Origin of the sequence: Burkholderia sp. PR2 (assembly GCF_052372875.1) — a bacterium.
GTDB classification, from domain to species: Bacteria; Pseudomonadota; Gammaproteobacteria; order Burkholderiales; family Burkholderiaceae; genus Burkholderia; species Burkholderia diffusa.
Genome location: NZ_JBQRWH010000001.1, coordinates 1,108,876 through 1,135,269, shown reverse-complemented (window position 1 = coordinate 1,135,269; position 26,394 = coordinate 1,108,876). Strand labels below are relative to the sequence as shown.

The following is a 26,394-nucleotide window of genomic DNA, read 5'->3' as shown; positions in this document are numbered from 1 at the left end:
AGCGGAACGAAGCGGGAATCCATCCGGCGGGCAACATGGCGGCACGCAATCGAAAGAGTGACGAAGCCGCCAAGTTAACACGCGGATGCAGCAGGAATAATGGTTAATTATCGGGTGTTCAATGAGAAATTCTCATCGATGACGCGGTGACTTCGGCGGCCAGCGCACGCGCGAAACGCTCCGCCGGCCGCGACTGGTGTTCGAGCAGCACGACCGCGCGGCCCATCTGCGGCTGGCCGAACGGCAGGCGCGTGACGGGCGGCAGTCGCGCGAGCGTCGAGTCGGGGAGCGCGACGATCGCCGCGCCGAGCCCGCGCGCGACCATCCGCGCGATCGTCTCCGCGCTGTCGAGCACCATCTCCTCGCGCACGCGCACGCCGATGCGGCGCAACTCGGCGGCGATCATCCGGCCGGCCCACGCCTGCGCGTCGAAGCGGATGAACGGCAACGCCTCGAGCAGCGTGCCCGCGTCGCGCTCCGCATACTGCGGCGGCGCGAGCAGCCAGAAGCGGTCTTCGTACAGCGTGGTCCAAGTCAGTTCCGCCGGATGCGGGCGCACCGGGCGCGTCGTGATCGCGGCGTCGAGTTCGCCGGCGGCGACGCGGTTCGCCAGTTCGGCCGACATGCCGGCCGATACGTGCACGCGCAACGACGGGTGCGCCGCGCGCAGCGCGAGCAGCGCATCGGGCAGCGGGCCGGACAGCGCGGTCTGGATCGCGCCGATCCGCAGGCGGCCGACGAGCTTCTTCTCGTCGCTGAGCGCATCGGGAATCCGGTCGACCATCGCGAGCACCTGCTCGGCCTGCGCGACGAGGATGTTGCCGGCTTCGGTGAGCACCGGCTGGCGGCGCGAACGGTCGAACAGCCGGACGTTGTATTCGCTTTCGAGCGCCTTGATCTGCAGGCTCACGGCCGATTGTGTGAGCCCGATCGCTTCGCCGGCGCGTGCGAAGGTTCGGTATCGGGCGATCGCGACCAGCGTTCTGAATGCGCGTAGTGACATGGACTCGATGAGGTGGGCGGCCGGGGCCGGCACGCGGATTGCTCGATGATGCCGGCGGCGCATGCAAGACATGCCGGTCGCGGCGCCGATGACCGCCGAAGCCGGCGGCCCGGCCGGCACGCTGGCGGACATCATGCCCGTGCGTGCGGAAACGGGCAACGGGCAGCCGCGGCATCGGTGCTCGCGGCGGAAAGCGTGGCGTGGCGTGGCACGGCGCGTGCAGGCGGCCGCGGCGATCGCCCGGTGCGGGTTTTCGTGAATGGCATCGAGTCGGGCATGCGCGCATAGCTGCATGCGCGGGCGGTCGTGGTCGTTCGTGCCGCCCGCATGCGTTTGATCGATGCCTCGGGGCGACGCGGGCTGTCGCGTCGGCCCCGCCCTTCGCGGAGTAACGACGATGACAGACGACCCCGGTGACGTTGCGCGAGCAAGCTATCGCGCGTATGTCGACAAGGACCGCGACGCGATCGAAGCGCTGATCGCACCAGACTTCCATTTCACGAGCCCGCTCGACAACCGGCTCGACCGCGACACGTATCTGGCGCGCTGCTGGCCGAACAGCGCGATGCTTGCCAGCTTCGCGTTTGTCGACGTCGCCGTGCACGGCGAATACGTGTTCGTCGTGTACGAAGCCGACACGACTGCGGGCAGGCGGTTCCGGAATGCGGAGCGGTTGCGTGTCCGCGATGGCCGGATCGTCGAGGCCGAGGTGTATTTCGGCTGGTATGTGCCGCACCAGGCGCCAGAGGGCGGGTTCATCGAATCGGGCGGCTGATGCGTGACGGGCAGCGGCCCGTCATACCCAGAGCCGGTACATCCAGAACGATTCGTCCTCGGCGAAGCGTCGGCGATTCCGCGCGGCGCGTACATGCCGTTCGGCACGGGGCCGCGCGTGTGCCTCGGGCAGCATCTGGCGATGACGGAAATGACGGTGGTGGCGGCCATGATCCTGCAGCGCCATGAATTATCAGTGCCGCCCGGCATGGCGGCACCGCGCGCGACGCTGAACGTGACGCTGCGGCCGACGCGCGCGCTGCACCTGGCGATCGCGCCGACGCGGTCGGCGGCGAACGTCGCATCGTCGTGACGCGGCGGAGTCGCGCTCAGCCCGCCGCATCCTCCCCGAGTGCCCGAATGAACCGCGAAAACAGCTCCGGCTGCGACGAGATCCCGAGCTTCGCGTAAAGATGGCGCCGATGCACCTTCACCGTCTCGGGTGAAATCGCCAGCCGCTCCGCGATCGCCTTCGACGAATTGCCGCGCAGCACCATTCTTGCGATCGACATCTCGCGATCGGTCAGAACGCCCGCGCCGAAGCGCGCGAGCGCCTGCTCGACGCGTGCCCCGAGATCGTCGTCGGGCGTCGTGCGCGCGGCATCGCCCACCAGCCGCCAGTGCTGCCGGATCGTCGCGAGCACCCACGGCATCGCGGCCGTCAGCTTGCCGAGCGGCTCGACGTCGAAGCGCGCGGACGCGCCGAGCGACAGCGACAGCAGCGTGTCGGCGTTGGGCCGCACGAGGATCTGGATCTCGTCGTCGCCCACCGCGTCGCGGAAGTAGCTCAGGAAATACTCACTCTGCCGGAACAGGTCGGGCGCGACTTCCTCGAGCCGGTAGCAGCCGTCGGCGAGCCCGTCGTGTGCGGCTTGCAGGAATGGATCGAGCAGATATAACCCATTGAGGTAAAGCGGCACCGGCGACGCGCTGTCGGAGCCGCCCGTGTCGTATTCGTCGAGCACGAGCGGCACGCCGTCGCGGCCGATCGCGGTCGCGAGCGCGTTGTCGAACGGCACCATTTCGTTGAGCAGCAGCACCAGGAAGCGCCAGAAGCGCGGCTCGCCCAGATGATCGATCGCGCGGCCAAGCGCCTGGTGCATCGCGAATTCGGAGAAGAGTCGATCCATACCACCACCGAAGGGTGTAACACGAAGGGGGAATAGCGGTCCTGAATTTGGCTTCCTAGACTGCCACGCAATCAATCGGGCCCGAGTATGGGTGTTCAAAAAAGAGCAGGGTAGGAGCAACAGGAGAACGAAATGGCGATGATGTCGGAATCGACGGGCACGCTGCAAGCGACGCCTGCCACGGAAGACGCGCCGCGCGCGTTGTCGCAGACGCTCAGCGTGCGCGACGCGGTGATGATCACCGTGTCGGGCGTGACGCCCGCAAGTTCGATCTTCGTGATCGCGCCATTCGCGATCCAGCAGGCCGGCAGCGGCGCGGTGCTGTCGTTCCTGCTCGGCGGCGTGCTCGCGCTCGCGTTCGCGCTCTGCTACGCGGAGCTCAGCGCCGCGCATCGCAGCGCGGGCGGCGAATATGTGATGGCCAAACGTGTGTTCGGCACGCTGCCCGGCTACCTGACGTTCATTACGGTGCTGTCCGTCAGCGTATTCATCCCGGCCGTGCTCGCGAGCGGCGCCGCACCGTATCTGAACAATGCGCTCGGCACGCACTTCGGCAATCAGTCGGTCGCGCTCACGATCGTGCTGCTCAGCTACGTGCTCGGCATGCTGAACATCAAGACGAATGCGTGGATCACCGGCGCGTTTCTCGTCGTCGAGATCGGCGTGCTGATGCTGATCGCGGGGCTCGGATTCGGCTCCCCGCATCGCGGCGCCGACGCACTGATGGCGCCGGTCGTCGCGAGCGGCAATGCGCTGGTGCCGGCCACGCTCGCGGCGATCGTGCCCGCGATCGGCACGGCGATCTTCTGCTACAACGGCTTCGGCTCCGCCGCCTATCTCGCTGAAGACCTGCGCGGCGGCAACCGCAACGTCGCGAAGGCGGTGATCTATTCGCTGCTGGTGATCCTCGTCGTCGAACTGATTCCGCTCACCGCGATCGTGCTCGGCGCGCCGTCGCTGACGGAGCTGACGAAGAGCGCGGACCCGATCGGCTATGTCGTGCGTTCGCTGAGCAACCCGGCGGTGTCGCGCGTGGTCAGCGGCGGGATCTTCCTGTCGGTGTTCAACGCGATCATCGCGATCGTGATCACGATGGGGCGCCTGCTGTACAGCAGCGGCCGCCATGCGCTCTGGTCGCGCACCTGCAACCGCGCGTTCTCGACGATCCATCCGCGCTTCGAGTCGCCGTGGCTCGCGACGCTCGCGCTGGCGGTGCCGTCGTCGGGGCTGGTATTCGTGTCGAGCCTCGACGAGCTGACCGCGTTCACGGTCGACCTGCTGCTGCTGATCTACCTCGTCGTCGGGCTGGCCGCGCTGGCGAGTCGCCTTGTGCGCCGCGACGTCGAGCATCACTACCGGATGCCGCTGTGGCCCGTGACGCCGCTCGTCGCGGTCGCGGGCGCCGCGTACACGCTCTACACGACACTGGCGACGGCGACCAAGCCGACCGACCTGATCATCATCGGCGGGCTGCTGGTAGCCGCGCTCGCGATGTATGCGGTCTGGGCGCGCCACAGCGATGCGTTCCGCTCGCTCTGACCATTTCGACACACCGAACCATTGAAAGACGGGAGGAATTGCATCATGCGCACGAGGGATCTCGGCATCCGCGTCGGACTCGGCACGCCGGGCCGCTTCAACGCGATCACGGACGTACCGGGTGTGCGGGTCGGACATTGCACGCTGAACGTCGAGAACGGCGACGCGTCGATCCGCACCGGCGTCACCGTCATCGAGCCGCGCGCGGGCGCGGCGCACGATTCGCCGTGCTTCGCGGGCGTCCATGTGCTGAACGGCAACGGCGACGCGACCGGGCTCGAATGGATCCGCGAAGCCGGACTGCTGACGACCCCGATCGCCTATACGAACACGCACAGCGTCGGCGCGGTGCGCGATGCGCTGGTCGCGAACGAGCGCGAAGCCGCGGCCGGCCGCGTGTACTGGTGCATGCCGGTCGTCATGGAAACCTACGACGGCCTGCTCAACGACATCTGGGGGCAGCACGTGAGCGCCGCGCACGTGCTGCGCGCGCTGGCCGCCGCGCAGTCGGGGCCGGTCGCCGAAGGCGGCGTGGGGGGCGGCACCGGGATGATCTGCCACGAGTTCAAGGGCGGCATCGGCACCGCGTCGCGCGTGGTCGCGGCCGACGCGGGCGGCTGGACCGTCGGTGCGCTCGTGCAGGCGAACTACGGCGTGCGCGAGATGTTGCGCGTGGCAGGTTATCCGGTCGGCGAGGTGTTGCGGCACGTGCATTCGCCGTTTCGCACACCCGATGCACAAGGTGAGGCGGGGATGGGTTCGATCGTCGTCACGATCGCGACCGACGCGCCGCTGCTGCCGCACCAGTGCACGCGCCTCGCGCAGCGGGCGAGCGTCGGGTTGGCCCGCGTCGGCGGCGGCACCGAGGATTCGAGCGGCGACATCTTCCTGGCGTTCGCGACGGGCAACGACGGGCTGCCGGCCGCGAACTACGGCAGCAAGGGCGCGCCGACGACGGCCGTGAAGATGGTGAACAACGACCACATCTCCGCGCTGTTCGTCGCGGCGGCGGAGGCGGTGGAGGAGGCAATCGTGAATGCGCTGGTCGCGGGGCGCGACGTCGAATCGCGCGGCGCGCGGGTCGAAGGGCTGGGGCAGGCGCGTTTGCTGGATGCGTTGCGCGAAGTGGGGTGGCGGCCGGGGCGCGGCGCCTGAAATGGCATGCGCCGCTTCAATCGAAGCGGCGTGGCGGACAGTGTCGTTGCGGCGATCGGCCGGCGCGTCGTGCGCGCGCGCATGCGATGCGTGCGCGGCGGGCCTGGCCGTGGCGACGCGGCGTCATGCTCAGCTGCCGAAGTAGACGTTGCAGAAGCTGACGGGGCCGACGCATGCGTTCGGGTCTTCCTGCTTCGATTGCGCACGATCGGCGCGGCCCGCGGCCTGGACGGCTTCGGCGCGGTTCGCCGGTTGCTGCGCGACGTCGGCCGGCGCGGGCTGCGCATGCGCGACAGCGGCGGTGAGCGACAGGGCAACGAGGGCGAGGTGCAGCGGCTTCATTTGGGTTTCTCCTGGGTCAGTGCCAGTCTCGCTGGCAGTGAGGAAACTATAGGCTCGCACTGCTTAAAGATTAATCACCGCGGGTGCAGAGCTTATTTCCAATCGGAACAAGGATGAGGTTGCGCGCGCATCGATTGCCGTCGATCGCCGCCGACGGTCAATGACGATGGCGATTGAACGGTGCGTCCTTGTCCAGCAGCGCGCTGCGGATGAAGTGCAGGCAGCCGATGATGCGCTGCATGCGATGGCGTTCGTCGGGCACCGCGTACCACGCGTGCAGCGTGTGCTGGGCGGCTCGGATCGCCAGATTCACCGATTTCAGCGTGCGCGCATGGTGGGCCGGCGTCGGATCGTCGAAGAATCGCGGCAGCTCGCGTAGCACCGCATCGATCGATGCGGTCCAGTGCAGCGTCTGCGGCGGTTTCGATTCGCAGAACCCGTGCAGCTCGTCGCGCAGGTCGATCACCGCATGGCCGACTTCGAGCGTCGACAGCATCCAGCGCAGCGCGTCGCGATGATGCCGCGTGCGCTTGACGAGCAGCGTGCGCAACTGCGCCATCAGGTCGTGCGTGCTCGACTGGAAGCGTGCCGCGAGGCCGTCGCGCGTGCCTTCGCACGCGAGCGTGACCTGGCGGCGCAGGTCGTGCGCGATACGCGATGTGAGCCACGGCATGTGGGTCGGAAACACCACGGCGAACACGATCGAGCACGCGAGCATCGCGACGACGACGGCGAAACCGTTGTTGATCAGCACCTCGGGCGTATACGCGATCGCGTTGTCCGGGCCCGCGAGCAGGCAGAAGAACACCGCGAAGCCGATCCCGTAGCCGGACAGGCCCGGGCGCATCGCGAGAAACGCGCCGAGGCCGAGCACCGGCGCGAGCGTCGCGCACAGCAGCGGAAAGCCGTCGATGTTCGGATAGACGTAGCACAGGAACACATAGCCGACGGCTGTCGCGAACGCCGCGCCGACGCCCATCTGCGCGACGAATTTCGGCGCCCGCGGCGACGTCGAGCTCAGCGCGCACGCAATCGCGGTGGCGATGACGGCGAGCGGGCCGCTCGGCCATTCGGACGCGATCCAGAACGCGCTCATCGCGCCGACGGCGACGAGCGTGCGCAGGAACGTGAAGCCGACGAAGAACGAATTGGTCTTTACCGCGTAGTGCGTGACCGACCGTTCGAACGCGTGATCGTCGCGGTCGAGCGACGCGTTGGTGTCGGCATAGCCGAGATACTCGCCGATGAAGCGATACATCAGCTCGATCGCGGTGTCGAAGTCGAGCAGGCCGCCGGCCGCGTGATCCTCGATCTCGCGGCGCGACGCGCGCGCGGCCTTCGGCAGCGCGCCGTGAAAGCGGCGCAGTTCGAGCAGCGCGCCGGTGGTCGACGCGATCCCGCGCTGCCGCTCGTCGCGCAACGCGGTCACCCGCTGCGCGAGGGCATCGATGTGCGGCGCGAGCGCGTCGAGCACTGCGTCGGACCGGTTCGCGCGCAAGCGTTTGACGAGCTGGTGCAGCGCATGCAGGCGCGTGCACGCATTCATGAACTCGCTGTTCAGGCGCGCGAGCCGGCGGCTGCGCGCGCGAATGTGCGGATCCTCGAACGACGCGAACGCGCGGTTGGCCTCGAAGCCGACGATCTCGTCGACGAAATCGGCGAAGCGCCGCTCGAAATCGCCGCGTGCGAGGTCGCCCGACAGCGCACCGGCCGCGAATGCCGCGAACTTCACATGACGGGCGGTCAGCGAGCGCATCAGCGCCTTCGCGGAACTGAGCGGAAGAATCAGCGCACTGACCGCGCCGGAGCATGCGATGCCGAGCGCGACTTCCGCGGCGCGCGTGAGCGCGGACTGGAACAGCGTCTGCGGCGTCATCACCGCGGGCAGGCCGATCAGCGCGGCCGTGTAGCCGGCGAGTACGAACCCGTACCAGCGGAAATGGCGGTTGCGGACCGCGAGCGCGATGCAGCCGCCGATCCACAGCGTGATGCCGGCCATGTACAGCTCCGGCTGCTGCGCGAACAGCCCGCCGAGCGCGAGCGCGGCGACGAGGCCGGCCGCGGTGCCGAGCACGCGGTAGAAGCTCTTCGCGAACACCATCCCCGACAGCGGCTGCATCAGCACGAACACGGTCGTCATCGCCGTGCGCGGCTGCGACATCTCGAGCCGCATCGCGATCCCCATCGCGAGCAGCGCGGCGAGCACGGTCTTGGCGAGGTGCAGCCAGATCAGCCCGTCGCTTGCGGCCCAGTCGCGCGCGGCGCCGCCGAGCGGATCGAGCCAGGTTCTCCATCGTGCCGGTTCGATGGAAGGTCGCTCGCTCGCAGGTTGTGGCTTCATGAAGAAAGAGGGGGCGCGTGCGGTGTCGCGGCGCGTCCGGACGGGTCCATTCGACTGATGAGGCGCCGATTGTAGGAGTGCGGCGCGCGGGCATTAACGCAGCTGCAGGGAAACGATAGTTGCAGGGCGCGTAACAATCTGTCGCATCTGCTGGAGGAAAATAGCGGCTCCGCTACAGGTGGCTCACAGGTATGGATACCCTACAAAACATGCGGGTGTTTACGCGCGTCGTCGAGACCGGCAGTTTCACCGCGGCCGCGCAATCGCTGAATTCGACGACGGGCGCGATGTCGCGCGCGGTGTCGGAACTCGAGGCGCGCCTGCGCACTCGTCTGATGAATCGCTCGACACGCCGCCTCGCGCTGACGTCGGCCGGCGAAAGTTATCTGCGGCGCTGCCGCCAGATCCTCGCCGACGTCGATCGCGCCGAGGAAGAGGCGAGCTGCGCGCACGAGCGGCCGGCCGGCGTGCTGCGCATGCACAGCTTCGCGAGCGTCGGCCATCACTACGTGATGCCCGCGCTCACGCGCTACCACACGCAATTTCCGGACGTGTCGATCGAGCTGTCGCTGTCGCAGCGCATGCCCGACCTGTTCGACGGCACGAGCGACATGGCGGTCGTGACCGCATCGTCGCTGCCCGATTCGGAACTCGTGTCGCACCTGCTTGGCTCGACCTTCAGCATCCTGTGCGCGTCACCCGAGTATGTGAAGCGCCACGGCGCGCCGGCGCGCCCGCAGGATCTCGGCGCGCATGCGTGCCTGACGCTCTGTACGCCGGCGTTTCCGACCCACGAATGGGTGCTCGAAGGTGCCGAGGGCGTCGAGCAGATCCATGTCGCCGGGCCGGTGCAGACCAACACGGCCGAGTCGCTCGCGCTCGCGATCCGCGACGGCATCGGGATCGGGATGCTGCCGCTGTACTCGGCGATCGACGCGTTGCAGGACGGCACGCTCGTGCGTGTGCTGCCTGGTCACATCCTGCAGAAGATGAACGTCTATGCACTGTATCCGTCGCGCCGCTTCGTCGACGCGAAGGTACGCACCTGGGTCGAGATGCTGCGTGCACAGGTGCCGGGGATGATCGCGCACGACGTCGAGATGCTGAACGCGATCGAGCGGGAACCGCAGGCCGCCTGAGGGCGAATACAGAAAGAAAAGGATGGCCGCGTGCCGGACGGCACGCTGTCCGGCCGCATCCATCGTCACGGACCGGTTTGCGCGATATGCGCCGCGCCCGCATGACACGCGTCGTGCGGGCGCGGCGAGGCGTCATGCATTCACAGCGCGGGCCTGACGGCGACGCCCGATTCGGTTGCGCCCGCACCGGCCGGGCCATATGCGGTATGCGCGGCCTTGTGCTCGGCGAGCCGTTTTGCCGCCAGGCGCTCCTGCGCGGCCATGATGTCGTCCGGATAGTTGCCGGCGTCGCCGAGCGACGGGTTGTAGCCGACCGATTCGAGGTCGTAGAGCTCCTGCAGCACCTGTGCGCGCGTGACGGGCGACTTGGCGGACTGAGCGAACGACACGGCCGGTGCGGCAAGCAGGACGGCAGCGGCGGCGGTAACGACGAGCGATTTCACGATGTTCTCCTGTAGGCGGGGGTGAGGCCGGTCCGGCGATCGATGCGTGATCCGAACCATTGATGCCAGTCTATGCAGCGCGCGCCGGCACAAAAACCCCGATTCCAGGCAAGCAGATTTCCAGATGGAACAACACTGACGCACGTCGCCCGCGCTGCACGAACCCGTCCGTCAAGACAGGTTCGCGGCTGGCGGGCGACGTGCGATCCTGCAGCGCTGAACTCAGAAGCGCGTACGCATGCCGATCGTGCCGACGATCTGGTTCGCGGTGCTCGATGCGCCGCCAGACGTGTTGATGAACGCCTGGTAGCCGCGGCCCGACGCATGCTGATACATCGCTTCCGCATACAGGTCGGTGCGGCGCGACAGCTTGTACACCGCCTGCAGGTCGACCTGGTGCCACTTCGGATCGGTGCCGTGCTTGCTGTCCGGATTCGACACGCTGGCGTCCGTGTACACGTACGCGGCGCCGAGGCTGACGGCCGGCGTCACCGCATAGCGCACGTTCACGTCGTAGTTGTTGAACGCGACCTGGCCGGTGGAACCGAACGAGCCCGAGTTGTCGTACTGCGAACGCGTGTAGACGAAGCCGACCGTCGCCGGGCCGAACACGTAGCTGACGCCGCCGCCGTAGCTGCGCATGCGGTCCGCGCCCACCGACCAGCCGCCCTGGCTCACGCTCTTCGCTTCGGCCACGTCGGTCGCACCCGGGCTCGCGCTCGTCGAGCCCTTCGTGCCGTTCATCTGCAGGTAAGCACCGGCCAGCTTCAGCGGGCCGTTCGTGTAGCTCGCCGCGACGCTGTACGCGCGGTTGCCGGCGAAGTTCGTCGAGTTCGAGAAGCCGTACAGCGCGCCGACCTTGAAACCCGCGATCGTGTCGCTCGTGTACTTCACCGCGTTGTTGATGCGCACCGAGTGGTTCAGGTTGTCGTTGTCGAACGGGTGCGCGAAGCCGGTATCACCGAAGTCGCCCGACGTCGCGGACAGCGGCGCGACGAAGTCGACCATCGTGTCGTACTGGCGGCCGAGCGTCAGCGTGCCGTAGCCGCTGCTGGTCAGGCCGACATACGCGTGGCGGCCGAACAGCTTGCCGTCCTGGCCGAGCGCGCCGTTGTTCACGTTGTAGCCGTTCTCGAGGACGAACAGCGCCTTCAGACCGCCGCCGAGATCTTCCGTGCCGCGCAGGCCGAAGCGGCTGCCGTTGACGGTGCCGCTGGTCATGCGCCACAGCGACGCGCCGCCCGCGTTGTTCGTGTATGCGATGCCGGCATCGATCAGGCCATACAGCGTGACCGAACTCTGTGCATGCGCGAGCGGGGCGAACAGCGCGGTGGCGGATGCGGCGGCAATCAGGGTTTTCTTCATGTAACTGCTCCTGCGTGTGGGACAAGTGACTAAAGTTCGGCGCCAGTGTAGGGGCGGGGTCGCGCGATGACGGCCGCCGGCGCGCGAGCGCACCGTTGCGAGTTGCGCAAGAGTGCGTCACACGGCGTTCACAAATCGATGCGGAGGCCGGATGGCGTGCGTTTTCGTCGACGGCGCGACGCGAAATGCCGGGTGGCCGCGTTCGCCGTGTCGCGCATTGACAACACGCGCGTCGCCGGCGCGGGAGTTGATTGCCGCGCCGCGCGCGTGGAGAATGAGCAGACCAATGCCGAGATCCGGAGACACCCGATGACCACGCCTCGCCGTCCGTCGTTCAGTTCCGCGCTGTGCTACCGCAACCCGAAAGCCGCGCTGGCATGGCTCGAACGCGCATTCGGCTTCGAGCGCTCGATCGTCGTCACCACGCCGGAAGGCGACATCGCGCATGCCGAAATGAAATTCGGCGATAGCCTCGTCATGATCGGCGGCGCGTGGGCCGACTTCATCGCCTCACCGGAAGACACCGGCGACCGCAACACGCAGCACGTCCACGTGCACCTTGCCGACGACGCGGACATCGACGCGCACTGCGAGCGCGCGCGTGCGGCCGGCGCGGAGATCCTGCAGGCGCCGGCCGACCAGTTCTACGGCGATCGCGTATATCGCGCGCGCGATCCCGGCCGGCATGTGTGGACGTTCGGCAAGCACGTGCGCGACGTGACGAACGACGAGATGCGCGCGGCCACCGGCCTGACGATCGAGGATTTCAAATAAGCGCGGCACGCATCGCCGGAGCCGGTTTTCCCCACCACGCGGCGCTCGCGCCGCATGACGCCTGGACCCACATGAACCTCTTCAATGCACGCCTGCGCGGTCGCGACGGGCTGTTTACGATCGGCATCGACGGCGACAGGATCGCGCGGATCGACGCGCAAGCCGCGCCGGTCGCCGCTGTCGGCGTCGACGATGTCGATGCGGGCGGCCGTCTCGCGATTGCTCCGCTCGTCGAACCGCACATCCATCTCGACGCGGTGCTCACGGCCGGCGAGCCGGCCTGGAACATGAGCGGCACGCTGTTCGAGGGAATCGAGCGCTGGTCCGAACGCAAGGCGACGATCACGCACGCGGATACGAAGACGCGCGCGCATGCGGCGATCGGCATGCTGCGTGATCACGGCATCCAGCACGTGCGCACCCATGTCGACGTCACCGATCCGACGCTGGCCGCGTTGAAGGCGATGCTCGAAGTGAAGGACGAAGCGCGCGGGCTGATCGACCTGCAGATCGTCGCGTTTCCGCAGGAAGGCATCGAGTCGTTCGACGGCGGCCGCGCGCTGATGGAGCAGGCGATCGAGCTTGGCGCGGACGTCGTCGGCGGAATTCCGCATTTCGAGAACACGCGCGAGCAGGGCGTCAGCTCGATCCGGTTCCTGATGGAACTGGCCGAGCGCACCGGCTGCCTCGTCGACGTGCACTGCGACGAGACCGACGATCCGCATTCGCGCTTTCTGGAAGTGCTCGCGGAAGAAGCGCGCGTGCGCGGGATGGGCGCGCGCGTGACGGCGAGCCACACGACCGCGATGGGCTCGTACGACAACGCGTATTGCTCGAAGCTGTTCCGGCTGCTCAAGCGCGCGGGCCTGAACTTCGTGTCGTGCCCGACCGAGAGCATCCATTTGCAGGGGCGCTTCGATACGTTTCCGAAGCGGCGTGGCGTCACGCGCGTCGCGGAACTCGATCGCGCGGGGCTGAACGTGTGCTTCGGGCAGGATTCGATCAAGGATCCGTGGTATCCGCTCGGCAACGGCAACATCCTGCGCGTCCTCGATGCCGGCCTGCACATCTGCCACATGATGGGCTACCAGGACCTGCAGCGCTGCCTCGACTTCGTGACCGATCACGGCGCCACGACGATGCATCTCGGCGACGGCTACGGGATCGCGGTCGGACGGCCGGCGAATCTGGTCGTGCTCGACGCGGACAGCGACTACGAAGCCGTGCGCCGGCAGGCGAAGGCCACGCTGTCGGTGCGCCACGGGAAGGTGATCATGCGACGGGAGCCGGAGCGCGTCACGTATCCGGAGTAGTGCGATCGCGTTGTTGGCGGCACGCGCCGCCGCGGATTGCCGCCACTCATGTATTCACAAATTGCATGAGTTGATCAGAAAAATACGTTTGTCTCATGAGAGGCCGAAGCCTACGATGCGGTCCTGACGGCGGCGTGCATGGTGCGCGCCGTCGTGTCGATCCTCGTTCGCCGACCTCATGCGCCTCGATCTCCCGTCCGCTCCCGCTTCTTCTTCGCCGCCGGCCAGCCCGTTCGCGCGGATGGCTGCCGTCACGATCCTGACCGGCGTTGGCGCGGGCGTCGGCGGGATGCTGCTCGCGCTGCTGCTGCACGCGATCCAGCATGTGGCCTACGGTTACAGCCTGGCGCACCTGGTCGGGGCCGAGAGCTTTCTCGCGGGTGTGACCTACGCCGAGCAGCTGCGCCGGCTCGCGGTGCTCATCGTCTGCGGGCTCGTCGCAGGCGGCGGCTGGTGGGCGCTTTACCGGTTCGGCCAACCGCTCGTCAGCATCCGCCGGGCCGTTCGCGCAGCCGATCCGCGGATGCCGTTCGTCAGCACGACGGTGCACGCGCTGCTCCAGATCGTCACCGTCGCGCTCGGTTCGCCGCTCGGCCGCGAAGTCGCGCCGCGCGAGATCGGCTCGCTGCTGGCCGGGCGGCTCGCGCGTTGCGCGGGGCTCTCGCCCGCCGATTGCCGGCTGATGGTCGCGTGCGGCGCGGGCGCCGGCCTCGCGGCCGTCTACAACGTGCCGCTCGGCGGCGCCGTGTTCGTGCTCGAAGTGTTGCTCGGCACGTTCGAACTGCGCGCGCTGGTGGTGGCCGTCGTCACGTCGGCGATCGCGGCGGCCGTCGCATGGATCGGGCTCGGCAACGAACATCAGTACACGGTGCCCTCGTTCGCGCTGAGCACGCCGCTGGTTGCGTGGTCGATCGTCTGCGGGCCGCTGTTCGGTTTTGCCGCGTACGGCTTCGTGCGCCTCACGACCCGCGCGCGGGCAGATGCGCCGAAGGGGCGCCTGCTTCCCGTGCTCTCGCTCATCAACTTCGCGGTCATCGGCGTGCTGGCGATGTGGTTTCCGCAACTGCTCGGCAATGGCAAGGGGCCAGCTTCACTGGGTTTCGTCGGCACGCTGACGCTCGGCCTCGCGGCGACGCTGCTCGTGCTGAAGGTGCTGATCGAGGCGGGCAGCCTGCGTGCGGGTGCCGAGGGCGGGCTCCTCACGCCGGGTCTTGCGAACGGCGCGCTGCTGGGCGTCGTGCTCGGTGCGGTGTGGAGTCTCGTGTGGCCGGGGGCGTCGATCGGCGGATGCGCGCTGATCGGCGCGACCGCGTTCCTTGCCGCGTCGATGCAGATGCCGATCACGGCCGTCGTGCTGCTGCTCGAGTTCACGCGCGTGAATCACGACAGCCTGGTGCCGATGCTGCTGGCCGTAGCCGGCTCGCTGGTTGCGTACCGGTTCGCGCAGCAGTTGGCGGAGCGGCGGATGGATGCCACCGCAACCGTCGGCACGCCGGCGACGGCGGCCCGGTAGCCAGCCCGCAACGCCGCAATCCTTCCCGGTTTCCGGTTCCCTGCTTCCGTGCAGGCGCTCGGCGCCGATCCCGGCCGATGCCGCTTCACGGACTGCAGCGCTTCCATATCGCCGCCGGTGTGGCGAGGCGCGGTCAGCTCGCAGCCTTTCATGAATGAACGGCACCTCGAACGTCGCTAGTGGCACCCCGATCGTGCAGAATCGAGCCTCCGATTCCCGCCCACGGATGCCGTATGACCGATCCGAACGAACCATCCGCCCGCCGCGCGTATGCGAGCTTCGCGCAACGGTACGCGGACATCGCGCCGACGTTGCGCGAATTCAGGCGTGTCGCGCGGCCAGGCGCGACGCTGGTGTTCTCGATGGCGCATCCGATGCGGGACTGGATGGACGAGCGTACGCGCGGGGACGGCACGTACTTCGATACGAGCCGTTTCGGCTTTCACTGGTCGGGTTTCGGCGAAACGAAGCCCTATGTCGAAGCATGGCGCCGGCCGCTTGCCGACATCCTGAACGCGCTCGCGGACGCCGGCTGGCGGCTCGAGCGATTCGTCGAACCGACGCCGCTGCCGACGATGAAGGCCGTGTCGGAGCGGCTCCATGCGGAGCTGTCGCTGGCCCCGGCCTTTCTCTGCATCCGCGCGCGCCGCTGACGAAGCGCGGCGGATCGCCGAGGCTCAGCGTGCCGGCTCGTCGGTCAGCGTGCCGAGAAACGCTTCGATATCCTTGATGTCCTGCGCGGTCATCGCGGGCTTGTCGCCGGGTTTGCGGTTGAACGGCGCATCGGTCACATCGACGTTCGCGCGGTACTTCGGCGGAATGTCGTCATATTCGTCGACCTTGCCGTCCGCGCCGCGCGAATAGAACTTCTGCGGCGAGATGCTGCGCTCGTTGTAGAACGCCATCACCTGATCGAGCGTGTGGAACACGCCGTTGTGGAAGAACACGTGGCGCGTCGCCGCGTTGCGCAGCGTCGGCGTGAGGAACATCGCGCAGTACTGCGTCTGGTCCTTCAGATCCTCGCGGAACGGCCCGCACACGCCGAGATCGTGGAACGCCGGGTTGCGGTTCTGCGCGAGCGCCATGTTGCGCGGCGCGCCGAGCGCCTCGTACTGGTAATCGGTAAACATCGGCGGCAAGCCGTCCTTGCCGGGCTTCGACAGGTGGCAGCCCGCGCAATTCGCCTTGTCCGGATCGTTGAAGAGCCGCAGCCCGCGCAACTCGGCCTGCGTCAAGCGTGCACGGCCTTCGAGCCAGCGGTCGTACTTGCTGTTGTACGGATGGAACGACGGATCCTCGACCTGATAGCGCGCGATCGCGAACATCGCCTCCGACACCACAAGTTGCGGACTGGAGAACACGCGCGCGCCGAACAGTTGCTCGAACTGCGCGCGATGCGACGACTGCGCGAGCTTGCGCGCGACGTCGTCGATGCTCGCATTCGCCATCTCGACCGGATTCAGCAGCGGCCCGAACGCCTGCTGCTGCAGCGTATCGGCGCGGCCGTCCCAGAACATCCCGCCCTGCGGCACGAGCTGCGGCGCGGCCGACGTGCCGGCCACCTTCTGCGCCTTGACGACGCCGGCCGCCGATGCAGCCTGCTGAGCGACGCTCGGCGCGGCGTCGTTTTCGCCCGCATCGGGGCCGATGCTGAAGTTCGGCTGACGATACAGGTACATCAGCGACGGCGGCGGGCGGTAACCCTGCTGCGTCATCGCGAGGCCGCCCGGCTGCACGTCGAGCCCGTTCGGCGGCCCGTACGCGTGATCGGGGCTATGGCACGACGCGCACGACTGCTTGCCGGATGCCGACAGCGACGGATCGGCGAACAGTGCACGCCCGAGCTGCGCGACCGCGGACAGCGGCTGCGCGGCCGGGCGCTGCAGCGCGACCGGATGCGGATTCGCGCCCGTCCAGTCGGCGACGACGTCGCCGATCGCCGCCGGCGTGCGGGCCGGAAACGCGATCGCGAACGCGCCGTAGCCGAGCACGGCCGCGCCGAGCACGAACGCCGCGCGGCGCACCGCGCGGGCAGGGGAACGCGGCGCGGCGGCGCCGGATGCGTCGGGAGACGGGAACGCGGGACGGGCTGTCATGCTGTCGGTCGAAAGTCGGGCACCGCGTGGAAGCGGCGCATCAAATGGAAACGGCCGGCGCACGATGCGCCGGCCTGCTGCTACCGGTTACGCGATGCCGGTCAGATCGACGGCGCCGCGCTCAGCACGGTGCCTTGCGTCGGATCGAGATACAGCGGCGCCGTATTCGGCTTCGACGCGAAGTCGAACAGCCCGCGCAGGTCGCCTGCCGTGGCATCGAACGAACCGCCGCCGATGCGCTGGCCGCCGAGCCAGTTGTCCTCGATGAAGCGCACGACCGATGCCTGGTCGATCATCGTGTGATCGACGTAGTTCTGCTTCGCATACGGCGAGATCACGACCAGCGGGATGCGCACACCCGGGCCGCAGCGGCCGTTCACGGTGCCGCCGTTCACGCCTGTGGTGCCACCCGAGCCGCATACGCCGTTGCCGTTCAACTGGTCGACCGCGTCGGACGACGAATGCGTCGGCGCCGTGTATGCGTGGTCGTACCAGCCGTCGGAGTCGTCATACGTGACGATCACGGCCGTGTTCTGCCAGTCCGGCTGCTGCTGCAGGAAGTTGACGACCTTCGTCACGAACGCCTGCTCGTCGAGCGGATCCGAATAGCCCGCGTGCGCGTCCTGCGCGGCCGGTGCCTTCAGGAAGCTGACCGACGGGAAGTTGCCGGCCTTCACGGCCGCGAAGAAGTCGTCGCTGTCGTACTGGTGGTTCGCCGGCTCGGCCGTCTTGCCGTCGGCTTCGAAGCTGGAACCGATCGCCGCGACGCTACTCGGCCGCGTGTGCTGCGGGTTCGCGGTCGACGCGTAGTACTGGAACCAGTTGTGGTGCGGGATGTAGTCGGCCGTCGCGGCGTTCACGGCAGTGGCGACGGTGCTGCGGCTACAGCCGGTCGTGCCGTTGCTGTTGGTCGTCGACAGGTTGAAGCCGCCCATGAAGCCGCCCCACGTGATCTTTGCGCCGTTCAGCAGGTCGCCGATGTTCTTGCCGCTCATCATCGCCTGGTCGGTCGTGCTCGAGCACACGTCGTAGCCCGGGTCGACATCGTTGATCATCGTGAAGCCGCCCTGGCCGTCTTTGATGTAGTACGACGTGGCGGCGAGCGTCGACGGCTGCTTCGACGTCTTGACGATCTGCATCCCGTTGGTCTGGCCCGACACGACGTTCAGCGCGCCCGGCGTCGACGGGCCGTAGACCGTCGTATACGCGTTGTCGCTCATCGCGAAGCGCTGCGCGTAGTTCCACAGCGCGGTCACGGTGTTGCCGTCGAAGTAGCCCATCACCTGGCCCTTCGTGCCGAACGCGCCGGCGCCGCCGGACGAGCCCTTGCCCGTGTATTTCGGGAACAGGTCGGCGAGGCCGTTGTCCTCGGCCTGCTGCTCGGCCGTGTACGCGTGGTTCTGGTCGGCGGTCGCGGCTTGCGTGCGGTCGAGGCGGAACGGGTTCGCGGCGTCGGTGCCGTTGGCCGTGTTCGTGAAGTTCGGGTTCGCGGTGAGCAGCGTGCCCGTCAGCCCGTTGATCGTTGGCGTGCCGGATTTCGCGGTGAACGCCGGTTCGCCGGACGGGTTCGACGCATTCGGGTAGGTGCCGAAGTAGTGGTCGAACGACACGTTTTCGCCGTAGATCACGACGACGTGCTTGATCGGCGTGGCGGTCTGCAGCGCATCCTGCGACGACACGGCGGGCGTCGACGAGGGATCGTCGCTGCCGCCGCAGGCGAACAGCGCAAGCGCCGCGCCGGCGCACGCGGTGACGAGCAAGGCTTGACGGAACATCGGGACACTCCAGGTAGGTTTTCGATGGTGGATAGCGGCCCCGTCGCCATGTCGGTTCGGCGCGGCGCTCGCGATAGAGCACCGGCATTGAAACAGCCTGATATGAAGATATGGGGGCGGAACGGTTTCGCGACGGTTGCGCCGCGGTATCGATTTCATTACGGCGCGAGGCGGCGCGAAAGAAAGCGGAAAGGGACGGAGCGGATGCAACCTGGGCGACATATTCGGCGATCGGCGCCGTCACCGCCGCGGATGTCGCGCCGGGCGGGCGACGGCGCACGGCGGGCCGGTTCGTCCGGGATGCCGGGCCGCGCACTTTTTTGACAATCGCGTGACGGATTCATACGATGGTTGGCCCGCGGCGACGATTTCGCGTTGCCGGCCGTCAGCGAGTATTCAGCGTGCCGATCCCCGTTCTGTTTGCCGTCCTGTGTGCCGCCTTCCTGCATGCGTCCTGGAATGCACTCGTGCGCAGCAGCGGCGACCGGCTGCGCTCGGCTACGGTGCTGCAGATCGCGATCGGGCTGTTCGCGCTGCTGCTCCTGCCGGCCGCCGCGCCGATCACGCCCGCGAGCTGGGCCTGCGTCGTCGCGTCGGCGGTGATCCACGTCGTCTATACGCTGTTGCTGGTGCGGGCTTACGAGCACGGCGACCTCACCATCGCGTACCCGGTCGCGCGCGGGACCGCGCCGCTGCTCGTCACGCTGGGCGCGGCGGTGTTCGCGGGCGAGCGCCTGAACGCGGGCGCGCAATGCGGGCTCGTGCTGATCTGCGCGGGCATCTTGGCGATCGGGCTGGAGCGAGGCCGCGGCGCGCGGCACCGGATGACGCAGGTGTTGCCGACCGCGTTCGCCACCGGCGTATCGATCGCCGCGTACAGCGTGGTCGACGGGATCGGCGTGCGGGAAAGCGGCAGCACGGTCGGTTATACGGCGTGGATGTTCGTGCTGACCGCGTTGCTGATGGCCGTGTACTACCGGCTGCGCGCGGGGCCGCTGCGGCTCGCGCAGGATGTCGGCGAAACGGCGAAGGCCGCATGCGGTGGCGTGTTCGCGGCGCTTGCGTACGGCATCGTGATCTGGGCGATGGATCGCGCACCGATGGGCCCGGTGTCGGCGCTGCGCGAAACGAGCGTGGTGTTCGCGGCGTTGATTGCCGGCGTGTATCTCGGCGAGCGGCTGACGCCGCGTCGCGCGGCCGGATGCATGGTGATCGCGGGCGGCGCGCTGCTGATCAGCGCGTTCGAGGCGGTGCGCTGAGCGCGGCAGCCGAGCATTGCGTCGCCCGGGCGGTCGCGCAGTGCCGTGTCAGCTTTCCACCGGCATCGCACTCGTGCACTTGATCTCGTCGAGGCACACGCTGGAATGCACGCCGCTCACGCCGGGGATTCGCATCAGGGTTTCGAGCAGGAACGTGGACAGCCCCTTCAGGTCGTGCGCGACGACCTTCAGCACGTAGTCGATATCGCCCGTCACCGAGAAACATTCCTGGATCTGCGCGAGATCCGACACGAGCTTCTGGAACTTCGACAGGTCGCGGATATGCCCGCGTTCCATCGTCACGTGCACGAACGCGGTGACGCCGAACCCGAGCGTGTCGGGGCACAGGCGGGTCTCGTAACGGCGGATCGCGCCGATTTCCTCCAGCCGCCGGTGGCGTCGCAGCGTCTGCGCGGGCGACAGGCCGACGGCCTTCGCGAGGTCGAGGTTCGACGCGCGGCCGTTCTCCTGCAGCACCGACAGCAAGTGGCGATCGATGCGATCGAGAACCGGTTCAGGCATTTTTGTTTCCTCATCTGTCTCCCGGATGCAATCTTATCTCATAATGTAGGGTTTGCATGAGCGGGTTACGCAACCCGATTTCGCTGCCGCGACGCTAAACTGACGCCGGATTTTCGTGTGCGCCCGCAGCAATGCAGGCCAGGGCGACGGTCGGCGGCCGGTCTGGCGGGCCTGCCGACAGGAAACGGGTGTTGCCGCGCGAAGATTGCAGTCCCCAACCCGGCGGCTCCACGAACGGCCGCCGGCACAGCAAAACAGCGCCCGGCACACCGAGGCGCGCCGCACCGCTTCCGGCGGCGGCGGGCAGAATGGAGAAGACATGGTTTCTGGAAACGAGAAGGACGGCCTGAAGCGGGGGTTGAAGAACCGGCACATCCAGCTGATCGCGCTCGGCGGCGCGCTCGGCACGGGGCTGTTCCTCGGCATTGCGCAGACGATCAAGATGGCCGGCCCGTCCGTGCTGCTCGGCTACGCGGTGGCCGGCGTCGTCGCGTTCTTCATCATGCGCCAGCTCGGCGAGATGGTCGTCGACGAGCCGGTCGCCGGCTCGTTCAGCTACTTCGCCGACAAGTACGTCGGCCACTTCACCGGCTTCCTGTCCGGGTGGAACTACTGGGTGCTGTACATCCTCGTCAGCATGGCCGAGCTGTCGGCCGTCGGGATCTACGTGCAGTACTGGTGGCCGGGTGTGCCGACCTGGGTGTCGGCGCTGGTGTTCTTCGTCGCGATCAACCTTCTCAACCTGGCGAGCGTGAAATCGTACGGCGAGACCGAATTCTGGTTCTCGATCATCAAGGTCGCCGCGATCGTCGGGATGATCGGCTTCGGCGGCTGGCTGCTCGCGAGCGGTCATGCGGGGCCGGAAGCGAGCATCGCGAACCTGTGGCAGCACGGCGGCTTCTTCCCGAACGGCGTGTCGGGGCTCGTGATGTCGATGGCCGCGATCATGTTCTCGTTCGGCGGGCTGGAGCTGATCGGCATCACCGCGGCCGAGGCCGACGATCCGAAGCACAGCATTCCGCGCGCGACCAACCAGGTGATCTACCGGATCCTGATTTTCTACATCGGCGCACTGGCGGTGCTGCTGTCGCTGTATCCGTGGGAAAAGGTCGTCACCGGCGGCAGCCCGTTCGTGCTGATCTTCCACGCGCTGAGCAGCAACGTGGTCGCCAACGTGCTGAACGTGGTCGTGCTGACGGCCGCGCTGTCGGTCTACAACAGCGGCGTGTACAGCAACAGCCGGATGCTGTTCGGCCTCGCGAAGCAAGGCAACGCGCCCAAGGTGCTGTGCTCGGTGAACAAGCGCGGCATTCCGCTCGCCGCGCTCGGCGCGTCGGCGCTCGCGACCGGCGCGTGCGTGGTGGTCAACTACTTCATGCCGGGCAAGGCGTTCGAGGTGCTGATGGGCCTCGTCGTGTCGGCGCTGATCATCAACTGGGCGATGATCACGCTGATCCACCTGAAGTTCCGCCAGGCCAAGCGCATCGCCGGAGAGCAGACTTCCTTCCGCAGTCTGGGCTATCCTTTCACGAATTACCTGTGCCTGGCGTTCATGGCCGGCATTCTCGTCGTGATGTACCTGACGCCGGATCTCCGCCTGTCGGTGTACCTGATCCCCGTATGGCTCGCGGTGCTCGCGATCGGGTATCGCTTCCGTCAGAAGAATGCGGGCTACGCGATCAGCGACGGCGCGTCCGCCGGCTGACACGGGCACCACGACCACTCTTCCAAACGAGACCGACATAGCCATGTTCGAACACATCGACGCGTACCCGGGCGATCCGATCCTGACGCTCAACGAGAACTTCCAGAAAGATCCGCGCGATCAGAAGGTCAACCTGAGCATCGGCATCTATTTCGATGCCGAAGGCCGGATTCCCGTGATGGGCGCCGTGCGCGAAGCCGAAACCGTGCTGCAGCGCGACCTCGGCCCGAAGCCCTATCTGCCGATGGTCGGCCTGGCCGCCTATCGCGACGCCGTGCAGGCGCTCGTGTTCGGCGCCGATCATCCGGCGCGCGCGGCCGGCCGCATCGCGACCGTGCAGACGCTCGGCGGTTCGGGCGCACTGAAGGTGGGCGCCGATTTCCTGAAGCGCTACTTCCCGGACGCGCAGGTGTGGCTCAGCGACCCGAGCTGGGAAAATCACCGCTTCATCTTCGAGCGTGCGGGCTTCACGGTAAACACGTACCCGTACTACGACGAAGCGACGGGCGGCCTGAAGTTCGACGCGATGCTCGCGGCGATCGACGCGCTGCCGGCGCGCAGCATCGTGCTGCTGCACGCGTGCTGCCATAACCCGACCGGTGTCGATCTCGACGAAGGCCAGTGGGAGAAGCTGATCGACGTGATCGAGGCGCGCGGGCTGCTGCCGTTCGTCGACATGGCGTACCAGGGCTTCGGCGCGGGCCTCGACGCGGACGCGTTCGCGGTGCGCGAACTGGCCCGCCGCGGCGTGCCGGCGCTCGTCGCGAACTCGTTCTCGAAGAATTTCTCGTTGTACGGCGAGCGCGTCGGCGGCCTGAGCGTCGTCTGCGAGGATGCGGCCGCGGCCGAGCGCGTGCTGGGCCAGCTGGCCGGCGCGGTGCGCTCGAACTACAGCAACCCGCAAACCTACGGCGCCAAGGTCGTGGCGACCGTGCTGAACACGCCCGCGTTGCGCAAGCAGTGGGAAGAAGAACTCGCCGCGATGTGCCGCCGCATCGCGCGGATGCGCCAGTCGATCCACGACGGCCTGCGCGACCACGTCAGCGGCGAAGCGCTGACGCGCTACGTGAAACAGCGCGGGATGTTCACGTACACGGGCCTGACCGAATCGCAGGTCGACGCGCTGCGCGAAGTGCACGGCGTGTACATCCTGCGTTCCGGGCGCATGTGCGTCGCGGGGCTGAACGATTCGAACGTCGGCATCGTCGCGGACGCGATCGGCAAGGTGCTGAAGAGCGGCGTCTGACGGCGCGCCCGCGGGCGCACGATCGCATCGCCGAAACCGGCTGTCTCCGTCGTGGAGGCAGCCGGTTTTTTCTTGCGCGGCGGCGGCGCGGCGGTACGATGGCGCATCGAACGCATGATGAAGGAGCGGCATGGCTATTCGAATCGTACGGCTCGGCACGCCGCGCACGGCCGGCGAGGGCCTGCGGATCGGCACGGTGCGGCGACCGCCGCGCGGCGTTCCCAAGGCGGAATTCGCATCGCGCGACTACTATGATGTATGGCTGCCGACGCTGTCGCCGAGCCCCGAGCTGGTCGCGCAGGCGCAGGCTGCCGAAACCGACGCCGAATGGCGCGCGTTCACGCGCCACTTCCGAGCGGAAATGGCGCATGGCGACGCGTCGAAGGTGCTGGACCTGCTCGCCGCGTTGTCGGCGACGAGCGCGTTTTCGATCGGCTGCTACTGCGAGGACGAGCGCCGCTGCCATCGCAGCGTGCTGCGCGAACTGCTGGCGGAGCGCGGTGCGGCGATCGATGCGGATGCGGGCTGAACCGCCGTCGGGCGGCGCGACGTTGCGCCGCCGCGTGAGGTGCAGCGAACCGGTTGACGTGGGTCAAGCGTGCGGCGGCGTGGGCCGTTATGCTCACGTCATGAATCGTCCCGACGATGACAGGCGCACAGATGCAGATAGCCTTTCCACCAGAACCGCCCGAATATTGCGCACGCGATCTGGTCGTCGCGTTTTCGGCGCTCGTCGACGGCCGCTGCGTGCAGTGCGCGATCACGGCCGAGGCGCTGGAAGACCATTTCGGTGCGCCGTCGCTGCTCGAGCGGGATTTGCTGCATGCGTTCGAAGCGCACCGTTCGGCGATCGAGGCGATGGCGCGACGGATGCTCGACGAAATCGGCGGCCGGCCGGTGTTGCTGCACAGCGGTCACTTTCGGATGGGTGATTGATACCGCAGGAGGATGCATGACACTGCAAGGCACGATTCATGAGCGCGACTGGTCGGTCGAGATCGAGACGCGGCGGTGTGAATCCGGCGAGTTCCGATGTCGTGTGTCGGTCGAGCATGGCACCGGGCCAGCGCGCTTTCACCACACGTTCGAGCACAGTCATGCGTACCCGACCGAGTACGAGGCGGCGATCGAAGGGTTGCGGGCCGGGATGACATGGATCGAAATGAAGGCGTCGCAGACATTCAACGTTTGAACCGTATCGTGCCGATGGACGCGCGAATGCAAAGCTGCCAGGGCAGTAATCGCCGCGGCCGTCATCGCGCTGCGTGAAGCAGGATCGTGCCGCGCGTGGGACACCGAGGCACGGAGACACAGGAACAGGCAACGCCGTCGACGAGCGGCGACCGCGTCAGGAGAAGCGCCATGGGCGTGGGCATGCAGATCGTCTGCGTCGGATTCGCAGGTTCCGCTGCGCTGGAAGCAGAAGCGGCGGTGCAACTGGTGCGGCTGGAACGATTCCGCGCACGGCTGGAGGATTGCCGTCTGGTGATCGAATTGCGCCCGCGCGTGGACGGCGGCCGGACCTACGACGTGCGGCTCGAGCTGGCCATGCGCGGCCGCTCGCCGGTATCGCTGCCGAGTGGCACTGGCGACGACGTAATCGAGGTGCTTGGCCGCGTGTTCGCGCTGGCCGAGCAGACCCTGTCCGTATCGCAGGCGGGCGAATCCGGGGCGGTCGTGCTGCATGCGCTCACGCCGGGCGCCACCGCGCAATGACGCGCGACGCGCCGTGCGTCACACCTGCGCGAGCGCGTGCGCGTCGATGATCCGCACGCGCTTGCCGCGCGTCTCGACGAGTGAATCCCGATGAAACCGCGAGAACATCCGGCTGACGGTCTCGAGCTTCATGCCGAGATAGCAGCCGATCTCCTCGCGCGTCATCCGCAGGTTGAATTCCGATGCCGAATAGCCGCGCGCCTCGAAGCGCGACGACAGGTTCAGCAGGAAATGCGCGACGCGCTGCTCGGCCGACATCGTGCCGAGCAGCAGCATCTGGCTCGACTCGCGGACGATCTCGCTGCTCAGCATCTGGTAGAGGAAATGCTGCATCGGCTTCATTTCGCGGCACGCCGCCTCGAGCGCGCCGAACGGGATGACGCATACGACGCTGTCCTCGAGCGCGATCGCGTCGCAGCAGTGCTGGCCGCCGCCGATGCCGTCCATGCCGAGCGTTTCGCCCGCGATCTGGAAGCCGGTCACGTGCTCGCGGCCGTCGCGATGCATCATCACCGTCTTGAACGAGCCCGCGCGCACGGCGTAGATGCTGTGAAATGGATCGTCGGTTCGGAACAGTGCGTCGCCTTGGCGAACCTGGCGCGTGGAACAGATGATCGCGTCCAGTCGGCCGTATTCGGCGGCGGTCAGGTGCGGCGGCAGGCACAGCGAGCGCATCAGGCAAGCCGAGCAGCGCGCGGCGGGATGTTTCGCGCCGTCGTTACGTGAGACCGCGGGAAGCGGAATCGTTGGCCGAGGCGCGACGGATGGGGCGGCGGCGCAGGCGGTGGCTGTGGACATGAGTCACTCCGGCTCGGTCAGGGGCGGTGCGCACGAGCGCGCACCAGGGATTCGATGACGTGGCATGCGGCGTCGAATTCGGCGGTCTTGTCGAAGAAGTAGTCCGCTCCCGCCGTCGCACATGCCTCCCTGAATGCCGGCGCCGAATGGTTCGTCAGCACGATCGTGACGATCCGCGGCGCGGCCTTCGACAGCATCCCGATCAGCTCGAGACCGCTGCCGTCCGCGAGTCGCAGGTCGACGATCACGACGTCCGCGTGGCTGCCGCGGATGTGCGTCAGTGCGTCCTCGCCGTCTTCCGCTTCGCCGACGACCACGACGCCGCGGATCGCGCCGACGAGCAGCGCGATCCGTTGCCGGACGGCAATGGCGTGATCGACGAGAAACACCCGGAGTGTGTCGGCGGGTGACAGGCTGGCATTCATGCCGGCAGTATCCTGTCGCGC

General features: G+C 67.6%; 25 protein-coding genes and 2 pseudogenes. 16 read left to right on the top strand and 11 right to left on the bottom strand.

The annotated features are described in order from the left end of the window. Positions 1 to 118: 118 nt before the first annotated feature. On the bottom strand, positions 119 to 1,003 hold the full coding sequence (locus ACT2FV_RS04955) for a LysR substrate-binding domain-containing protein (RefSeq protein WP_444503355.1): 885 nt from the start codon (positions 1,001 to 1,003) through the stop codon (positions 119 to 121). Positions 1,004 to 1,400: 397 nt separating this feature from the next. On the opposite strand from ACT2FV_RS04955, the gene ACT2FV_RS04950 reads away from it, so the two are divergent. Then, complete coding sequence (locus tag ACT2FV_RS04950; protein ID WP_059599404.1) at positions 1,401 to 1,778, top strand: nuclear transport factor 2 family protein; 378 nt, start codon at positions 1,401 to 1,403, stop codon at positions 1,776 to 1,778. Positions 1,779 to 1,805: 27 nt separating this feature from the next. Next, a pseudogene (locus ACT2FV_RS04945) lies at positions 1,806 to 2,090 on the top strand (cytochrome P450); the annotation flags it as partial. Positions 2,091 to 2,106: 16 nt separating this feature from the next. On the opposite strand, the gene ACT2FV_RS04940 reads toward ACT2FV_RS04945, so the two are convergent. Next, complete coding sequence (locus tag ACT2FV_RS04940) at positions 2,107 to 2,907, bottom strand: helix-turn-helix transcriptional regulator (protein WP_444503354.1); 801 nt, start codon at positions 2,905 to 2,907, stop codon at positions 2,107 to 2,109. 132 nt (positions 2,908 to 3,039) lie between these two features. Here ACT2FV_RS04940 and ACT2FV_RS04935 point away from each other — a divergent pair, with 132 nt between their 5' ends. Next, complete coding sequence (locus ACT2FV_RS04935) at positions 3,040 to 4,446, top strand: APC family permease (protein ID WP_059599407.1); 1,407 nt, start codon at positions 3,040 to 3,042, stop codon at positions 4,444 to 4,446. A gap of 45 nt (positions 4,447 to 4,491) precedes the next feature. Continuing rightward, positions 4,492 to 5,601 carry a DmpA family aminopeptidase gene (locus ACT2FV_RS04930; protein ID WP_444503353.1) on the top strand — a complete coding sequence of 370 codons (1,110 nt, stop codon included), beginning with the start codon at positions 4,492 to 4,494 and terminating at the stop codon, positions 5,599 to 5,601. 129 nt (positions 5,602 to 5,730) lie between these two features. Here the strand turns inward: ACT2FV_RS04930 and ACT2FV_RS04925 are convergent, their stop codons facing one another. Both ACT2FV_RS04925 and ACT2FV_RS04920 read right to left on the bottom strand, forming a co-directional pair. Beyond that, a complete protein-coding gene (locus tag ACT2FV_RS04925; RefSeq protein WP_059599409.1) occupies positions 5,731 to 5,943 on the bottom strand; it encodes a hypothetical protein in 213 nt (70 codons plus the stop codon). A gap of 157 nt (positions 5,944 to 6,100) precedes the next feature. Beyond that, positions 6,101 to 8,284, bottom strand: coding sequence for an FUSC family protein (locus ACT2FV_RS04920; RefSeq protein ID WP_124623900.1), 2,184 nt, complete (start codon positions 8,282 to 8,284; stop codon positions 6,101 to 6,103). A gap of 191 nt (positions 8,285 to 8,475) precedes the next feature. On the opposite strand from ACT2FV_RS04920, the gene ACT2FV_RS04915 reads away from it, so the two are divergent. Further along, positions 8,476 to 9,423: a LysR family transcriptional regulator gene (locus ACT2FV_RS04915; protein ID WP_059599411.1), complete on the top strand. Its 948-nt coding sequence runs from the start codon at positions 8,476 to 8,478 to the stop codon at positions 9,421 to 9,423. Between the two features lie 140 nt (positions 9,424 to 9,563). Here the strand turns inward: ACT2FV_RS04915 and ACT2FV_RS04910 are convergent, their stop codons facing one another. Both ACT2FV_RS04910 and ACT2FV_RS04905 read right to left on the bottom strand, forming a co-directional pair. Next, a complete protein-coding gene (locus ACT2FV_RS04910; protein WP_151049944.1) occupies positions 9,564 to 9,866 on the bottom strand; it encodes a DUF4148 domain-containing protein in 303 nt (100 codons plus the stop codon). A gap of 222 nt (positions 9,867 to 10,088) precedes the next feature. Beyond that, positions 10,089 to 11,231: a porin gene (locus ACT2FV_RS04905; RefSeq protein WP_059599412.1), complete on the bottom strand. Its 1,143-nt coding sequence runs from the start codon at positions 11,229 to 11,231 to the stop codon at positions 10,089 to 10,091. Positions 11,232 to 11,540: 309 nt separating this feature from the next. On the opposite strand from ACT2FV_RS04905, the gene ACT2FV_RS04900 reads away from it, so the two are divergent. The 4 genes and pseudogenes from ACT2FV_RS04900 to ACT2FV_RS04885 form a co-directional block, all read left to right on the top strand. Further along, positions 11,541 to 12,005 (top strand): VOC family protein, encoded by a 465-nt coding sequence (locus ACT2FV_RS04900; RefSeq protein ID WP_059599469.1) that lies wholly within the window; start codon positions 11,541 to 11,543, stop codon positions 12,003 to 12,005. Positions 12,006 to 12,076: 71 nt separating this feature from the next. Further along, positions 12,077 to 13,318: a cytosine deaminase gene (codA, locus tag ACT2FV_RS04895; protein WP_444503352.1), complete on the top strand. Its 1,242-nt coding sequence runs from the start codon at positions 12,077 to 12,079 to the stop codon at positions 13,316 to 13,318. A gap of 178 nt (positions 13,319 to 13,496) precedes the next feature. Then, positions 13,497 to 14,831 (top strand): chloride channel protein, encoded by a 1,335-nt coding sequence (locus ACT2FV_RS04890; RefSeq protein ID WP_444503351.1) that lies wholly within the window; start codon positions 13,497 to 13,499, stop codon positions 14,829 to 14,831. A 296-nt stretch (positions 14,832 to 15,127) separates the two neighbouring features. Continuing rightward, positions 15,128 to 15,484, top strand: a pseudogene (locus ACT2FV_RS04885) (SAM-dependent methyltransferase); the annotation flags it as partial. A 24-nt stretch (positions 15,485 to 15,508) separates the two neighbouring features. Here ACT2FV_RS04885 and ACT2FV_RS04880 read toward each other — a convergent pair. Beyond that, positions 15,509 to 16,927, bottom strand: a complete 1,419-nt coding sequence (locus ACT2FV_RS04880) for a cytochrome-c peroxidase (RefSeq protein ID WP_444503350.1) — start codon at positions 16,925 to 16,927, stop codon at positions 15,509 to 15,511. A gap of 101 nt (positions 16,928 to 17,028) precedes the next feature. Continuing rightward, positions 17,029 to 18,702, bottom strand: coding sequence for a phospholipase C (locus ACT2FV_RS04875; RefSeq protein WP_059599417.1), 1,674 nt, complete (start codon positions 18,700 to 18,702; stop codon positions 17,029 to 17,031). 347 nt (positions 18,703 to 19,049) lie between these two features. Between ACT2FV_RS04875 and ACT2FV_RS04870 the strand changes: the two genes are divergently transcribed. Beyond that, on the top strand, positions 19,050 to 19,961 hold the full coding sequence (locus ACT2FV_RS04870; protein WP_444503349.1) for an EamA family transporter: 912 nt from the start codon (positions 19,050 to 19,052) through the stop codon (positions 19,959 to 19,961). A 48-nt stretch (positions 19,962 to 20,009) separates the two neighbouring features. Here the strand turns inward: ACT2FV_RS04870 and ACT2FV_RS04865 are convergent, their stop codons facing one another. After that, on the bottom strand, positions 20,010 to 20,483 hold the full coding sequence (locus ACT2FV_RS04865; protein ID WP_006479071.1) for an Lrp/AsnC family transcriptional regulator: 474 nt from the start codon (positions 20,481 to 20,483) through the stop codon (positions 20,010 to 20,012). Positions 20,484 to 20,802: 319 nt separating this feature from the next. Here ACT2FV_RS04865 and ACT2FV_RS04860 point away from each other — a divergent pair, with 319 nt between their 5' ends. The 6 genes from ACT2FV_RS04860 to ACT2FV_RS04835 all read left to right on the top strand — a co-directional run bounded on the left by ACT2FV_RS04860 (position 20,803) and on the right by ACT2FV_RS04835 (position 25,150). Further along, positions 20,803 to 22,188: an amino acid permease gene (locus ACT2FV_RS04860; RefSeq protein WP_444503348.1), complete on the top strand. Its 1,386-nt coding sequence runs from the start codon at positions 20,803 to 20,805 to the stop codon at positions 22,186 to 22,188. 43 nt (positions 22,189 to 22,231) lie between these two features. Further along, positions 22,232 to 23,434 carry an amino acid aminotransferase gene (locus ACT2FV_RS04855; RefSeq protein ID WP_124900778.1) on the top strand — a complete coding sequence of 401 codons (1,203 nt, stop codon included), beginning with the start codon at positions 22,232 to 22,234 and terminating at the stop codon, positions 23,432 to 23,434. 130 nt (positions 23,435 to 23,564) lie between these two features. Next, entirely contained in the window at positions 23,565 to 23,963 is a 399-nt protein-coding gene (locus tag ACT2FV_RS04850) for a DUF488 domain-containing protein (protein ID WP_151050938.1), read from the top strand. A 116-nt stretch (positions 23,964 to 24,079) separates the two neighbouring features. Beyond that, the gene (locus ACT2FV_RS04845) at positions 24,080 to 24,370 is read left to right on the top strand and encodes a DUF1488 family protein (RefSeq protein WP_124623930.1); all 291 of its coding nucleotides are present in this window, start codon (positions 24,080 to 24,082) and stop codon (positions 24,368 to 24,370) included. A 16-nt stretch (positions 24,371 to 24,386) separates the two neighbouring features. Next, positions 24,387 to 24,626 carry a hypothetical protein gene (locus ACT2FV_RS04840; RefSeq protein WP_059599423.1) on the top strand — a complete coding sequence of 80 codons (240 nt, stop codon included), beginning with the start codon at positions 24,387 to 24,389 and terminating at the stop codon, positions 24,624 to 24,626. Between the two features lie 170 nt (positions 24,627 to 24,796). Continuing rightward, on the top strand, positions 24,797 to 25,150 hold the full coding sequence (locus tag ACT2FV_RS04835; RefSeq protein ID WP_124623934.1) for a metal ABC transporter ATPase: 354 nt from the start codon (positions 24,797 to 24,799) through the stop codon (positions 25,148 to 25,150). Between the two features lie 18 nt (positions 25,151 to 25,168). Here ACT2FV_RS04835 and ACT2FV_RS04830 read toward each other — a convergent pair whose 3' ends face one another. Further along, positions 25,169 to 25,948 (bottom strand): helix-turn-helix domain-containing protein, encoded by a 780-nt coding sequence (locus ACT2FV_RS04830; RefSeq protein WP_124623937.1) that lies wholly within the window; start codon positions 25,946 to 25,948, stop codon positions 25,169 to 25,171. Between the two features lie 17 nt (positions 25,949 to 25,965). Further along, positions 25,966 to 26,373 (bottom strand): response regulator transcription factor, encoded by a 408-nt coding sequence (locus tag ACT2FV_RS04825; protein ID WP_444503347.1) that lies wholly within the window; start codon positions 26,371 to 26,373, stop codon positions 25,966 to 25,968. Positions 26,374 to 26,394 lie beyond the last annotated feature (21 nt).